The organism is Aneurinibacillus tyrosinisolvens (assembly GCF_001015055.1).
GTDB lineage: Bacteria > Bacillota > Bacilli > Aneurinibacillales > Aneurinibacillaceae > Aneurinibacillus_A > Aneurinibacillus_A tyrosinisolvens.
Map to the genome: position 1 here is coordinate 1 of NZ_BBWZ01000038.1, position 13,625 is coordinate 13,625.

The window sequence follows — 13,625 nt, forward strand, 5'->3', positions numbered from 1 at the left end:
TTCAGTTTTGAAGGTGTAATGGAAAAGGCCTCTATCCGGCGTGGGTAGGGGCCTTTTTGTATTAGCAAAGTAAAAGAACCGTAAGGTTCGTTAAACAAAAAAGACCGCAATTGTCTCCATCACCCCGCTACCCAGATGTTTTGCGGGCTCTGCTCGCAGGGAGGTGGAGCGGACAGTTTCTACTTCTTTGCGGAAGGGAAAGGCAAGTAGACTGAACTCCCTTTTTTCGCCCCTTCCTTTTTTCATTTCTTAATAAAAAATTTACAATTTTTCTTACCTGTCTAAAAACTGAGTGAATTCAAGGGATCCAAGCCATGGAGAAAGCTGGAAAGAAGCGCATTTTTAAAGGTGTAAACGAATTGTAAAGAAAGCATAAAGATAATGTAAAATACCTTGTTCCATGATTCGACAACGTTTATCATGAATCTCGTAAGTCAGCAAGAAAATATTGAAATGAAGCAGCAAAAATTTTAAGGGGGCTTTTCCAGGTGAATTTCAAGAAATTTGGTTTTCTGTTTATTGCAATCATCATGGCTTTTTCTCTGGCAGCTTGTGGTTCTAACAACCTGACTCCAGAAGGCAACAAAGATGCACAAAATACACCGAAAACAGATGGTGGAAATAATGCCGCGGGTGGCGACGCAACTTTGCTTAACGGAGCAGGCTCCACCTTTATCAATCCTTTGTTTTCTAAAATGTTCAGTGAATACGCTAAATCGCATACAGATGTAAAAGTTAACTACCAGTCTATCGGTTCAGGTGGCGGTATTAAACAATTAATTGCAAAAACAGTTGACTTTGCAGCATCCGATGCTCCAATGAAAGAAGATGAAATTAAATCTGCAGGCGGAAATGTCCTTCACATCCCTGCAACACTCGGTGGTGTAGCACTAGCCTACAACCTTGATGGTGTAAAAGATCTTAAGTTAACCGCTGAAAACGTGGCTGACATTTATAACGGTAAAATCAAGAAATGGAACGACGCGAAAATTGCAGCAAACAATCAAGGTGTAAAACTTCCTGCAACGGATATCTTCCCGGTACACCGTTCTGACGGTTCCGGTACAAGCAGCATTTTCACTACCTACTTAAACGATGCAGTTCCAACTTCTTGGCCGAAAGACTTAGTAGGTAAATCGATCAAGTGGGCAAACGTAGGTACAGGTGCGAAAGGTAACGAAGGTGTAGCGGGACAGGTTCAAAACACTCCAGGATCCATTGGATATGTTGAATTAGCTTATGTTATTCAAAATAACATGACAGTGGCACAAGTTAAAAACAAAGATGGCCAGTTTGTAAAACCATCGCTTGATACAGTAAGTGCAGCGGCAGCCGGAGGACTTTCAAATATTCCGGAAGATTTGAAAGTAAAGCTGGTAAACCAACCTGGTAAAGACAGCTATCCAATCGTAGGTGCTACATGGGTTCTAGTACCTCAAGATTTGAAGATGGATAAAGCAAAAGCTGAGAAAATGCTTACTATGCTTCAATGGTCTCTTACAGATGGCCAGCAATATGCTAGCGATTTACAGTACGCTCCACTTCCAAAAGAACTTCAGGATAAGGGCGTTGCTAAATTGAAAACAGTAAAAGTTAATGGTGAACAAGTTCTGAAATAAGTAACATTAAAATAAGCAGTACTATTAGAGAAGCGTGCAAAAAACTCTAACTTGGAGTTTTTTGCCGCTTTTTTCAAGAGAATAGGAGTGTAATCCTTGAAGAAAAGATATGGAGATCAAATCTTTAAAGCGATAGCTTACATTTTCGGATGTTCGATTATTGCGCTGTTGGGCATAATGTTATGGGAAATGTTCCGCGGATCCAGCTTTGCGATAAATAAATACGGCCCGAGTTTTCTTTTTAGCCGCGCATGGGATCCGGTAGCGGAAGAATTTGGCGCCTGGCCTTTTATTTACGGTACAATTGTTTCTTCTCTCCTGGCTCTATTAATTGCAACCCCAATTAGTATCGGTATTGCAATTTTTCTTGTTGAAGTTGCACCAAAATGGTTTCGTGATGTTATCGGATTTTTAATCGAGTTGTTAGCGGCTATTCCGTCCATTGTATATGGCCTTTGGGGAATTTTTATACTCTCTCCTATTATTCGCGAATATATCGCACCGTTATTTATTAATACGCTGGGAACATTTATCCCGTTCTTTAAAGGACCTTCTTTTGGCGTTGGTATTTTCACGGCGGGCGTTATCCTGGCCATTATGATTATTCCAACCATTGCTTCCATTTCCCGTGAGGTATTAATGGTTGTACCAGATGCACAGCGAGAAGCTGCGCTGGCCCTAGGTGCGACAAAGTGGGAAATGATTCGAAAAGCTGTACTGACTTATTCTCGTTCAGGCATCCTTGGCGCTATGATTATCGGTCTTGGCCGCGCAATCGGGGAAACAATGTCTGTAACCATGGTTATCGGAAATCGACCGGAAGTTCCGGATTCAATATTTGATCCTGCTTATACTATGGCCAGTGTAATCGCGAATGAATTTAATGAAGCTTCCTCTAATCTTTATCTGTCAACTTTAATTGAAATCGGCTTCTTATTGTTCGCTGTTACATTAGTAGTAAATATCTTTGCGCGATTCCTCGTCTGGTCTACTTCCAGAGGCGTACAGGAGGCGAAATAATGGACGCTGCAATACAGGATGCAAAAAGAAAAAAGGCAGATAGATTAAGCGCAAAAATTGGTAAACGGAGAGCGTTTAGCTCCTTTATGGTTGCTTTAACTGTATTAAGCATGATGCTTGCGCTCACACCTTTGTTCAGTATTCTTGGGTATGTAATTGTAAAAGGTGCCTCTGCCCTCAATCTTAGTTTCTTCACCCATTTGCCTGCACCTCCCGGTGAGATAGGGGGAGGAATGGCAAACGGAATTATAGGGACCTTTATTCTTATCGGACTTGCTTCGGTTATTGGGATTCCGATTGGACTTATGTCGGGTATTTTCTTATCTGAATACGGGAGAAACCGCCTTGGTAAATTAGTTTCATTCCTGACGGATATTCTGCTCGGTGTGCCTTCTATTGTTGTCGGGATTGTTGTATATGCTCTTGTTGTGCTTTCTATGGGGGGATTCTCTGCTTATGCTGGCGGGATTGCCTTGGCTTTTATTATGCTCCCTGCAGTAACAAGAACAACAGAAGAAATGCTAAAGCTTGTACCGAATAATATCCGGGAAGCGGGTCTTGCTCTTGGAATTCCAAAGTGGCGTGTCATCTTACTCATTATCCTGCCAACAGCACTTCGGGGTATCATTACCGGTGTTATGCTAGCCATCGCCCGTGTTGCCGGAGAAACAGCCCCGCTGCTGTTTACTGCTTTTGGCAACATGTACTGGAACAAAACGCTGAATGAGCCAATTGCTTCGATGCCTGTTCTCATATTCAACTACGCGATTTCCCCTTATGCTAGCTGGAAGGCTCAAGCATGGGCAGGGGCTTTAACGCTCATTCTTATGGTTGTTATTTTAAACGTATCAGCACGCTTATTAACGAGAAAGCGATAAAAAATAGAGGTGGAAAAGCGATGGTTATTACACAGCCGATGATCGAAGCGAAAAATTTGAATTTATGGTATGGAGACTTCCATGCAATTAAAGATATCAACATGAAGGTTGAAAAAAACAAAGTGACCGCTTTTATCGGGCCTTCTGGCTGCGGAAAATCAACCTTCTTGCGTGCGATTAACCGCATGCATGAAGTGATTGAAGGCGCCAAAGTAAAGGGAGAGCTTATTGTAGAAGGGGAAAACATTTACGAAGCGGATCGTGACCCTGTAACGGTGCGCCAGCAGGTTGGAATGGTATTCCAGAAGCCGAACCCGTTCCCAACCATGTCGATTTATGAAAATGTAGCAGCAGGTCTCCGCATTAACGGGATTCGAAACAAAAAGCAGCTCGACGAAGTCGTGGAGAAATGCTTAGTTCAAGCGGGCCTGTGGAACGAAGTGAAAGATCGTTTAAATAAGAACGCGATGGGGCTGTCCGGCGGGCAGCAGCAGCGTCTTTGCATTGCCAGAACGCTCGCTGTTGAACCGGAAGTGGTTTTAATGGATGAGCCGACATCTGCGCTTGATCCGATTTCTACCCAGAAGGTAGAGGAACTGCTTTTTGAATTGAAGAAGAAGTACACGATTATCATCGTTACACACAATATGCAGCAGGCGGCACGCGTTTCAGATTATACCGCTTTCTTCCTCCTGGGAGAAATGATCGAATTTGATCAGACGGAAACGATTTTTACAAACCCGCAGGACAAAAGAACAGAAGATTATATTTCCGGACGTTTTGGATGATATAATTTTTCACAAAGCCATCGTAAAAATACGGTGGCTTTTTCTAATGGGAAGAAGAAAGAATGGGGTAAAATACAGGAGGAGGTGATACGCATGGAAGAAAAAATCCCTTTTGCTATCTTCTTTGATATGGACGGTACGCTGCTGCAAACAGAGAATATCGCTTTGCCAGCAGTGCGGGACACATTTGAACAGTTAAAGCGGGAAGGGACTATTCAGGGAGAGATCCCATCCGATAAAGAAATTATCAATGTATTTGGAATGACGACGGAAGAGCTGTGGAACAAGCTGCTGCCTGATGGATCAGAGGAAACTAAGCACAAAGCAAACGGGGTAATGCTTGATTTCAATATCAAGCGGTTGAGGCAGAAACAGGGCCGGCTTTATCCTGAAGTAATACAAACGCTGAAGTCCTTGCGTGAGAAAGGGATCCCGCTTTTTGTCGTGAGCAATGGGATGGAAGAATATATCCAGGCGGTTTGTGAAAATGCAAACCTGCTCCCTCTTTTTACCGATTTATACAGTGCAGGGCGGTTTCATACAGCGACGAAGAACGATCTTGTTGCCCTTTTGCTGAAGGATTATCAGATTGAACGGGCGGTCATGGTAGGGGATCGACACTCAGACGTAGAAGCAGGGCGGGTAAATGGCCTCTTTACGATTGCCTGCGACTTTGGATTCGCCAAAGACGGTGAGCTGGACGGAGCCGACGAACGGATTCGCCGGTTTTCTTCCATTATTCCCATCATTGAAAAACAGAAAGAAAATCGTAAGTGAAGTTTCGCTTAAGATTTTTTTGTTATGCGAGAGAAAAAAAGGGTACATAACTATAAGGATACATAACTATAAGGAGACATAACACTTAAATCGAATATAAAAAGGAGGCAGAGGCAACAATAACAGCATAGAGGACTTGAAAGTAAATAAAAATGTCAGTATAATTAAAGTCAAAGAAAGTCAAAGTCAAAGTCGAGCGCTGATGGAGGAGGTGGGAACATGAGGAATATATCCGACATCATTGAACAACATCTAAAGAATATTTTGCAGCAAAGCCACAATGGTGCGGTGGAAATACAGCGCAGCGAACTGGCTGATAGATTCCAATGTGTTCCTTCGCAGATTAATTACGTTATCAGCACCCGTTTCACTACAGAAAAAGGATATCTTGTAGAAAGTAAACGCGGCGGGGGCGGATATATTCGCATCCGGAAAGTTGAAATCATTAATCAGCAGCGCTTCTACTATAAACTGATGGAGAGTATCGGAGACAGCATTACAGCTGCGGTGGCGGAGAATATTATTATCAGGCTTGCGGAAGAGGGAATTATTACAGTGAAAGAGATGAGTTTAATGAAGGCCGCAATAGGACGATCACTCACTTGCGTACCGGTTTCCGCGCGTGATAACCTGCGGGCCCACCTTCTGCGCTCTATGCTTATGGCTATTTTTATGTAGCAAATTTTTATCACGTAAATTCAGGAGGAGACGCTTTATGATTTGTCAGGAATGTCATCAGCGTCCGGCAACGCTGCATTTTACGAAAATTGTTAATGGGGAAAAAACCGAATCTCATGTTTGTGAAATATGTGCTCAGGAAAAAGGAGAACTGTTTCCGGATGGGATGAATAACTTTTCCATACATCATCTGCTATCCGGCTTACTGCTTAATAATACAGAATCCGGGGCGAATCCCTTTGAAGTAAAGCAGGAAAAGCCGCTCCGTTGTGAGAACTGCGGTCTTACGTATTCACAATTCAGCAACAGCGGGCGTTTTGGCTGCAGCAATTGCTATGAAGCGTTTGAGGAAAAGCTCGATCCGCTGTTCCGCCGGGTCCATGGGAATACACACCACAGCGGGAAGGTTCCCGAACGCTCCGGGGGAACCATTAAGCTGAAAAAGGAAATGGCTCAGTTGAAGAAAGATCTTTACCGCTGCATTGATCAAGAAGAATTTGAGGAAGCAGCCCATCTTCGTGATCGGATTCGCGAGCTAGAGCAGCAAATTGGAGGTTTGTAGGAGGGAATTAAGATGTCTTTCCAGAAGTTTATTACCAATGCGGTAAGTGAATGGATGAACGGGGAAGGTGCTGACGCCGACATTGCGATTAGCAGCCGGGTCCGTCTGGCACGGAATCTCCGCGAACATCCCTTTCCCATGCTTGCGACAGACGTACAGTCGGAGCAGATTATTCAGAAAGTAGAACAAGCCATGCGGGATGATGCCTTTAACCAGCTTGGAGCGTTCGAGATGATAAAGATGGACGATCTTTCCATGCTGCAAAAAAGGGTGCTTGTTGAAAAGCATCTCATCAGCCCTAATCTCGCTGCAGAATCCCGGAAAGGTGCAGCCGTCCTGAGCGAAAATGAGGACATAAGCATCATGATTAACGAGGAGGATCACCTTCGCATTCAATGTCTGTTTTCCGGTCTTCAGCTTAAAAAAGCCTGGGAAGCGGCTGATAAAATTGATGACATCTTTGAGAAACACGTTGACTTCGCATTTGATGAGCAGAGGGGATTTCTAACGAGCTGCCCTACAAATGTCGGAACAGGTATCCGCGCTTCTATCATGATGCATTTGCCGGCACTCGTCCTTACCCAGCAGATTAACCGGATCCTATCGGCGATTACACAGGTGGGCCTGGTGGTAAGAGGGCTCTACGGTGAAGGGAGTGAAGCGACCGGGAATCTGTTTCAAATCTCCAACCAGGTTACCCTTGGCCAATCTGAGATAGAGATTATTGAAAACCTGGACAGCGTAGCACGGCAAATCGTTGAACAGGAACGGGCCGCCAGACGCCACCTTATGGAAAATAGAAGGCTTCAGCTGGAGGATCGAATCTGCCGTTCGTATGGGATTTTAACAAACGCGCGCACGATTGAATCGAAGGAGGCGTCTGACAAACTGTCAGATGTAAGGCTGGGAATTGACCTTGATGTTATTAAAGGCATTCCCGTTCATATAATGAATGAACTTATGATTATGACACAGCCCGGTTTTCTCCAGCAGCATGCAGGACAGCAGCTTACTTCATCTTCCCGCGATGAACGGCGGGCCCGTCTGATCCGTGAACGTTTGCAATCAGCAATGGAATAGTATAATGAATTAACTACCCTTTTGGAGGTGTCTATTTTATGATGTTTGGTCGTTTTACTGAAAGAGCACAAAAAGTACTGGCGCTTGCACAGGAAGAGGCAGTTCGTCTAGGGCACAAAAATATAGGGACTGAACATATCCTTCTCGGTTTAATTCGAGAAGGGGACGGCATCGCCGCAAAAGCTTTGCAGGCACTCGGCCTTGGCTTAGATAAAATTCAGGGTGAAGTCGAATCGTTAATCGGCCGCGGGGGTGAACAGCCGAGCAATATCAACTATACTCCGCGCGCGAAAAAGGTTATCGAGCTATCAATGGACGAAGCAAGGAAGCTGGGCCATACGTATGTAGGGACGGAGCACATCCTGCTCGGCCTCATCCGTGAAGGTGAAGGCGTGGCTGCTCGTGTGTTAAATAATCTCGGTGTGAGCCTAAATAAAGCCCGCCAGCAGGTATTGCAGCTTCTCGGAAGCAGCGAAGCGCTGTCCTCCCACCAGCAAAGCTCTAGCAATGCGGCTGTAAATACGCCGACACTTGATAGTCTTGCCCGGGATTTAACTGCGGTAGCCCGTGAAGGGGGGCTTGACCCGGTTATCGGCCGCGCAAAAGAAATTGAGCGGGTCATCCAGGTATTAAGCCGCCGGACAAAGAATAATCCAGTGCTCATCGGGGAGCCAGGCGTAGGGAAGACAGCCGTTGCGGAAGGTCTTGCTCAGCGTATTATAAATAATGAAATCCCGGAAACGCTTCGCAATAAGCGTGTCATGACGCTGGATATGGGTACAGTGGTAGCCGGTACGAAGTATCGAGGGGAATTTGAAGACCGTTTGAAAAAAATCATGGATGAGATTCGCCAGGCGGGCAATATTATTCTTTTCATCGATGAGCTTCATACACTAATCGGTGCCGGTGGTGCGGAAGGTGCGATTGACGCCTCCAATATCCTGAAACCATCTCTGGCTCGTGGTGAGCTGCAGTGCATTGGTGCAACCACTCTCGATGAATATCGTAAATATATTGAGAAAGACGCCGCCCTTGAACGTCGCTTCCAGCCGATCCGGGTTGATGAGCCGTCTGCGGAGGAAGCTGTACAGATTTTATTCGGACTGCGCGACCGGTATGAGGCACACCACCGTGTGAATATTACGGATGAAGCGATTCGTCAGGCCGTTCACCTTTCCGATCGTTATATTTCGGACCGTTTCCTGCCTGATAAAGCGATTGATTTAATCGATGAGGCAGCTTCCAAGGTTCGCCTTCAATCGTATACGATTCCGCCGAATTTGAAAGAGCTGGAGCAGCGTTTGGAAGAAGTGCGCAAGGAAAAAGACGCGGCTGTACAGAGCCAGGAGTTTGAAAAGGCGGCTTCCATGCGTGACAGCGAGCAGAAGCTGCGTGAAGAATTAGACAGAACGAAGAACGACTGGCAGGAAAAACAGGGGCAGACGGATTCCGAAGTAACACCGGAAGACATTGCTTCCGTTGTTGCCAGCTGGACCGGCATCCCGGTAGTGAAGCTGAAAGAAGAAGAAACCGAGCGTCTTCTTAAGATGGAAGAGATTCTTCATAACCGTATCATCGGCCAGGAAGATGCGGTAAAATCTATCTCCCGCGCTGTACGCCGCGCCCGTGCCGGATTGAAAGATCCGAAGCGCCCTATTGGTTCCTTTATTTTCTTAGGGCCGACAGGGGTGGGGAAAACCGAACTTGCCCGCGCGCTTGCGGAAGCGCTGTTTGGAGCGGAGGACGCGATGATTCGCATCGATATGTCTGAGTACATGGAGAAGCACTCCACTTCCCGTTTGGTGGGCGCCCCTCCAGGATATGTAGGATTTGATGAAGGCGGACAGTTAACGGAGAAAGTACGCCGCAAGCCATATTCCGTTGTTCTGCTTGATGAGATTGAAAAAGCGCACCCTGAGGTGTTCAACATCCTCCTGCAAGTTTTGGAAGACGGCCGTCTGACCGATTCCAAAGGAAGAACCGTTGATTTCCGTAACACGGTTATTATCATGACATCTAACGTAGGGGCGGATTTAATTAAGAAAAATACGTCGCTTGGTTTTACGACGCCGAACAGCTCGAAAAACTATGATGATATGAAGGAACGGGTTCTTGGTGAACTGAAGCGCAGCTTCCGTCCTGAATTCTTAAACCGTGTCGATGAATTAATCGTATTCCACTCTCTTGATGAAACACACATTGCAGAAATTGTTGTGCTTATGTCTGAAGAGCTGCGTAAACGATTAAATGAACAGGAAATTGACTTCGTGCTTACGGATGAGGCGAAGAAGTTCCTATCGAAGGAAGGGTTTGACCCGGCTTACGGAGCACGCCCGCTCCGCCGCGCAATCCAGCGTCATATCGAGGATCGTCTGTCTGAGGAACTGCTGACAGGCAGCATCAAAAAGGGCGATATAGTAAAGATTGATGTGAAAGACGGCACACTTACGGTAGAAAAAGCGGAAGCGGGAGAATCAGTTTCCAAGTAACATGTAGTATAATATTAATGATGGGCTCTCCTGGAGTGACTTTTTAACCCGGGAGAGCCTTTTTAACGTGTATAATGAAAGGACTGACATTCTTTCCATGCGATGTTAGCAGGATATTGTACCTGTTTGCGAGAAACTATTTACTATAGATAGAGGAGAACGGAGAGTATAACCATGGCAAAATACAAGTCAAAGTACGTATGCCAGGAATGCGGGTATGAAACCCCGAAATGGATGGGGAAGTGTCCCGGATGCGGAAGCTGGAATACGCTGGTGGAGGAACTGGAGGAGCGGACCAGGTCAGGAGCCACTGCGCGGAAAGGACCCTCCTCTTCAGCGCGGCTCGCCCCGATTACCTCCATCATAGGGGAAGATGAACCGCGCCTGGATACAAATATGAGTGAATTAAACCGCGTGCTCGGTGGGGGCGTTGTTCCTGGGTCGCTTGTGCTTGTGGGCGGTGACCCTGGGATTGGGAAATCGACGCTGCTGCTGCAGACGTCCCAGCAGCTGGCGAATAAGAATCATAAGGTATTATATATATCAGGGGAAGAATCCGCGAAGCAAATTAAATTAAGGGCGGAGAGATTGGGAGCGAACAGTGACAATTTGTATGTACTGGCAGAGACCGATTTATTCCTTGTGGAACAGCAGATTTCTGAGCTCATGCCTGCTGTTGTCATTATGGACTCCATTCAAACGATCTTTCATCCGGATGTTACGTCCGCTCCAGGGAGCGTAGCACAGGTCCGTGAGTGTACGGCCCATCTGATGAAGCTGGCAAAAACAAAGGAAATCGCCATCCTGATTGTAGGACATGTGACAAAGCAGGGTGCCATTGCCGGCCCAAGGCTGCTTGAGCACATGGTTGACTCTGTGCTTTATTTTGAAGGGGAGCGCCATAATACCTATCGGATACTAAGAGCGGTAAAGAACCGGTTTGGTTCGACGAACGAGATTGGGATTTTTGAGATGGTAGAGCAGGGGCTTGTGGAGGTTACCAATCCTTCTGAACTATTTCTGTCCGAGCGCTCGATGGGCGTGGCCGGATCGACTGTTGTCGCCAGTATGGAGGGAACACGTCCGGTGCTCGTTGAGATGCAGGCGCTCGTGACGCCGACCGGGTTTGCCACACCACGGCGAATGGCAACCGGGGTAGATCATAATCGGATCGCCATGATTATGGCGGTACTGGAAAAACGAGTTGGACTTCTTTTACAGAACCAAGATGCATATGTTAATGTGGCGGGAGGCGTACGTTTGGACGAACCCGCGATAGATTTGGCAGTTGCGGTAAGCCTGGCATCAAGCTTCCGTGATAAGCAGACCCGCCCGTATGACGTAGTCATTGGCGAAGTGGGCCTGACAGGCGAGGTAAGGGGAGTTTCTCGCATTGAGCAGCGAGTAAAAGAAGCCCAGAAACTAGGCTTTAAGCGTATCATTATACCCGCGAAAAATGCGACGGGCTGGGAGCACCCGGAGGGGATCGAAGTAGTTGGGGTTCAAACCGTCTCTGATGCGCTGCGGGAAGCATTAGGAGGATAAGATGGCAACGGATAAAACGGATAATAAACGTGAACAATTTATGAGTGAAGTGCTGCGTTTTGTCTCACCGGGCACGGCCTTTAGAGAGGGACTTGAGAATGTTCTGCGCGCGAAGACGGGGGCGCTCATTGTTATCGGCAATACGCCCACCATGCAATCCATTGTAGACGGTGGATTTTCGATTAACTGCGAACTGACTCCCGCTCATTTATACGAGCTGGCAAAAATGGACGGAGCGATTATCCTCAGTGATGACGCAAAGAAGATTTTGTATGCAAATACACAGTTAATTCCTGACTCTTCTATTTCATCAACAGAGACAGGGATTCGGCATCGGACGGCAGAGCGGGTAGCCAAGCAGACAGGTCAGCTTGTCATTTCGATTTCCCAGAGGAGAAACGTCATCACACTGTACCGTGGGCCTTATCGTTACTCGTTAAAGGACATTGGGGTTATCCTGACAAAAGCGAACCAGGCGATTCAAACGCTGGAAAAATATAAATCAGTTCTCGATCAGGCGCTTACAAATCTCGGGGCCCTGGAATTTGAGGAGCTTGTGACGCTCCACGAGGTTGCCCTTGTTGTCCAGCGTATTGAGATGGTCCTGCGCATTAAAGCTGAGATTTTAAAATATATTAATGAATTAGGGACAGAAGGGCGCCTCATCAGTATGCAGATGGAAGAACTTGTTTCCAATATCGAGGATGATGCATATCTTTTAATTAAAGATTATTGCAGGACAGGAGAGGAAACAGATCCGGATGTCGTCCTCTCCCAGCTCCACAGGCTGTCGGCTGATGAATTGCTTGAACCGGCCAATATTCTTAAGGTGCTCGGTTATACAGGCGGCACGAACCTTCATGACGAACCTGCATTCCCGAGGGGGTACCGTATTTTGAGCAAAATTCCCCGTCTGCCGGTCTCTATTGTAACGAACCTGATTGACGAGTTTTCAAGTTTACCGCAGGTCATGATGGCTACGATCGAAGAACTCGATGAGGTGGAAGGCATCGGAGAGGTGCGGGCGCGCGCAATAAAGGAAGGGTTAAAGAGGATACAGGAACAAGTATTTATTGACAGACATATTTAAAAAGCCTAAAATAAGATGATTGTTTGACCAAAAACAGCTTTTCTTTTGAAAAGGGGAGCCGTGTCGTTTGAGGCGAAACGGCAATAGGGAGGTATTAGAGGCTATATGATAGCTAAGACAATTCCTAATTTATTTACGGTGGGCAATCTATTTCTCGGGATTGTTGCCATGCTGCTGGCTTTTAATGGTGACGCGCTCTATCTTAACTACGCTGCGATTATGGTTATTATTGGAATGGTGCTTGACGGGCTCGACGGAAGATTGGCCCGCATGCTTAATGTACAAAGTGAATTTGGAAAAGAACTGGATTCTTTATCCGATGTTGTTACGTTTGGTGTAGCTCCTGCACTTATTATGTATGTTGTTCTTTTGCAAGATATGGGCTGGGTCGGGATTCTGCTTACAGGTTTGTTTCCTGTGTGTGGTGCGCTTCGTTTGGCCCGGTTTAACTCAGCGACTGGCGGGAATACCGGCTATTTTGTTGGTCTGCCGATTACTGCAGCCGGTGGCGTGCTGGCCACGCTGGCGCTTTACCATAATGCGTTCCCTCCTGTGTACCTTATTCTGGGGATGCTTGGGTTGTCTTATTTAATGGTTAGCAACATTAAATATCCGAATTTCAAGAAGGTAGGCATCCCGCGTTCAGCGTACTGGATGACACCCATTATTGTAGCGATTGTCGCTATATTTGCCGTGCGGTTTCCTGCACAATTTCCAATGATTATCTTTATCCCGCTTGCATTCTACGCTTTTTATGGAATGAAACGGAACATTGAGCGGGTTTTTAGGAAGAATCGCGAAAGAAATGCAGAAGAAGAAATCATAAACTCATAAAAAGGATCAGGGAGAAATTCCCTGGTCCTTTTTTTAGTATTGCTTATATGTTAATGGTATTCCTTATAGCCATTTTATCAAACATTTGCATTCAAGTTGTAGGAAACGCAGCCGGCCTCATAAAGAGGAAAGCTGCGTTTTTTAGTCGTCATCTTTCATTTTTTTTGAGTACCTTCGGTACTCCTGTCTTCATAAAGTGCCCTTTTGCAGAGCTCTCCAAATGGGCGCTCTTTTTTTATTTGTAAATATTTTTTTAAGTTTTATT

The 13,625-nt window shown here is 46.0% G+C and carries 12 protein-coding genes; all 12 read left to right on the forward strand.

Features of this window, described 5'->3' with window-relative positions:
* Positions 1-488 precede the first annotated feature (488 nt).
* On the forward strand, positions 489-1,619 hold the full coding sequence (pstS, locus tag MBEAL2_RS22670; RefSeq protein ID WP_201780841.1) for a phosphate ABC transporter substrate-binding protein PstS: 1,131 nt from the start codon (positions 489-491) through the stop codon (positions 1,617-1,619).
* Between the two features lie 96 nt (positions 1,620-1,715).
* The gene (pstC, locus tag MBEAL2_RS22675; RefSeq protein WP_047154519.1) at positions 1,716-2,639 is read left to right on the forward strand and encodes a phosphate ABC transporter permease subunit PstC; all 924 of its coding nucleotides are present in this window, start codon (positions 1,716-1,718) and stop codon (positions 2,637-2,639) included.
* Positions 2,639-3,517 (forward strand): phosphate ABC transporter permease PstA, encoded by an 879-nt coding sequence (gene pstA / locus MBEAL2_RS22680; RefSeq protein WP_047154520.1) that lies wholly within the window; start codon positions 2,639-2,641, stop codon positions 3,515-3,517. The genes pstC and pstA overlap by 1 nt, the downstream gene beginning before the upstream one ends.
* A 20-nt stretch (positions 3,518-3,537) precedes the next feature.
* Positions 3,538-4,305: a phosphate ABC transporter ATP-binding protein PstB gene (gene pstB, locus MBEAL2_RS22685; protein ID WP_082130105.1), complete on the forward strand. Its 768-nt coding sequence runs from the start codon at positions 3,538-3,540 to the stop codon at positions 4,303-4,305.
* A gap of 93 nt (positions 4,306-4,398) precedes the next feature.
* Positions 4,399-5,082, forward strand: a complete 684-nt coding sequence (locus MBEAL2_RS22690; protein ID WP_047154521.1) for an HAD family hydrolase — start codon at positions 4,399-4,401, stop codon at positions 5,080-5,082.
* Positions 5,083-5,301: 219 nt separating this feature from the next.
* Positions 5,302-5,760: a CtsR family transcriptional regulator gene (locus tag MBEAL2_RS22695; protein WP_047154522.1), complete on the forward strand. Its 459-nt coding sequence runs from the start codon at positions 5,302-5,304 to the stop codon at positions 5,758-5,760.
* Between the two features lie 37 nt (positions 5,761-5,797).
* A complete protein-coding gene (gene mcsA, locus MBEAL2_RS22700) occupies positions 5,798-6,322 on the forward strand; it encodes a protein-arginine kinase activator protein McsA (protein WP_047154523.1) in 525 nt (174 codons plus the stop codon).
* Positions 6,323-6,334: 12 nt separating this feature from the next.
* Positions 6,335-7,402 carry a protein-arginine kinase McsB gene (gene mcsB / locus MBEAL2_RS22705; RefSeq protein ID WP_047154524.1) on the forward strand — a complete coding sequence of 356 codons (1,068 nt, stop codon included), beginning with the start codon at positions 6,335-6,337 and terminating at the stop codon, positions 7,400-7,402.
* A gap of 38 nt (positions 7,403-7,440) precedes the next feature.
* Positions 7,441-9,891 carry an ATP-dependent Clp protease ATP-binding subunit gene (locus MBEAL2_RS22710; RefSeq protein ID WP_047154525.1) on the forward strand — a complete coding sequence of 817 codons (2,451 nt, stop codon included), beginning with the start codon at positions 7,441-7,443 and terminating at the stop codon, positions 9,889-9,891.
* A gap of 174 nt (positions 9,892-10,065) precedes the next feature.
* Entirely contained in the window at positions 10,066-11,436 is a 1,371-nt protein-coding gene (gene radA / locus MBEAL2_RS22715) for a DNA repair protein RadA (RefSeq protein WP_047154526.1), read from the forward strand.
* A gap of 1 nt (position 11,437) precedes the next feature.
* On the forward strand, positions 11,438-12,526 hold the full coding sequence (disA, locus tag MBEAL2_RS22720; RefSeq protein ID WP_047154527.1) for a DNA integrity scanning diadenylate cyclase DisA: 1,089 nt from the start codon (positions 11,438-11,440) through the stop codon (positions 12,524-12,526).
* A 105-nt stretch (positions 12,527-12,631) separates the two neighbouring features.
* Entirely contained in the window at positions 12,632-13,360 is a 729-nt protein-coding gene (gene pssA / locus MBEAL2_RS22725) for a CDP-diacylglycerol--serine O-phosphatidyltransferase (protein WP_047154528.1), read from the forward strand.
* The last annotated feature ends 265 nt before the right edge of the window (positions 13,361-13,625 follow it).

What these genes read in the sequence shown, in the direction of transcription:
- pstA (WP_047154520.1), top strand. Translation starts at nt 2,639, where the DNA reads ATGGACGCTGCAATACAGGATGCAAAAAGAAAAAAGGCAGATAGATTA.
- pstB (WP_082130105.1), top strand. Translation starts at nt 3,538, where the DNA reads ATGGTTATTACACAGCCGATGATCGAAGCGAAAAATTTGAATTTATGG.
- MBEAL2_RS22690 (WP_047154521.1), top strand. Translation starts at nt 4,399, where the DNA reads ATGGAAGAAAAAATCCCTTTTGCTATCTTCTTTGATATGGACGGTACG.
- MBEAL2_RS22695 (WP_047154522.1), top strand. Translation starts at nt 5,302, where the DNA reads ATGAGGAATATATCCGACATCATTGAACAACATCTAAAGAATATTTTG.
- mcsA (WP_047154523.1), top strand. Translation starts at nt 5,798, where the DNA reads ATGATTTGTCAGGAATGTCATCAGCGTCCGGCAACGCTGCATTTTACG.
- mcsB (WP_047154524.1), top strand. Translation starts at nt 6,335, where the DNA reads ATGTCTTTCCAGAAGTTTATTACCAATGCGGTAAGTGAATGGATGAAC.
- MBEAL2_RS22710 (WP_047154525.1), top strand. Translation starts at nt 7,441, where the DNA reads ATGATGTTTGGTCGTTTTACTGAAAGAGCACAAAAAGTACTGGCGCTT.
- radA (WP_047154526.1), top strand. Translation starts at nt 10,066, where the DNA reads ATGGCAAAATACAAGTCAAAGTACGTATGCCAGGAATGCGGGTATGAA.
- disA (WP_047154527.1), top strand. Translation starts at nt 11,438, where the DNA reads ATGGCAACGGATAAAACGGATAATAAACGTGAACAATTTATGAGTGAA.
- pssA (WP_047154528.1), top strand. Translation starts at nt 12,632, where the DNA reads ATGATAGCTAAGACAATTCCTAATTTATTTACGGTGGGCAATCTATTT.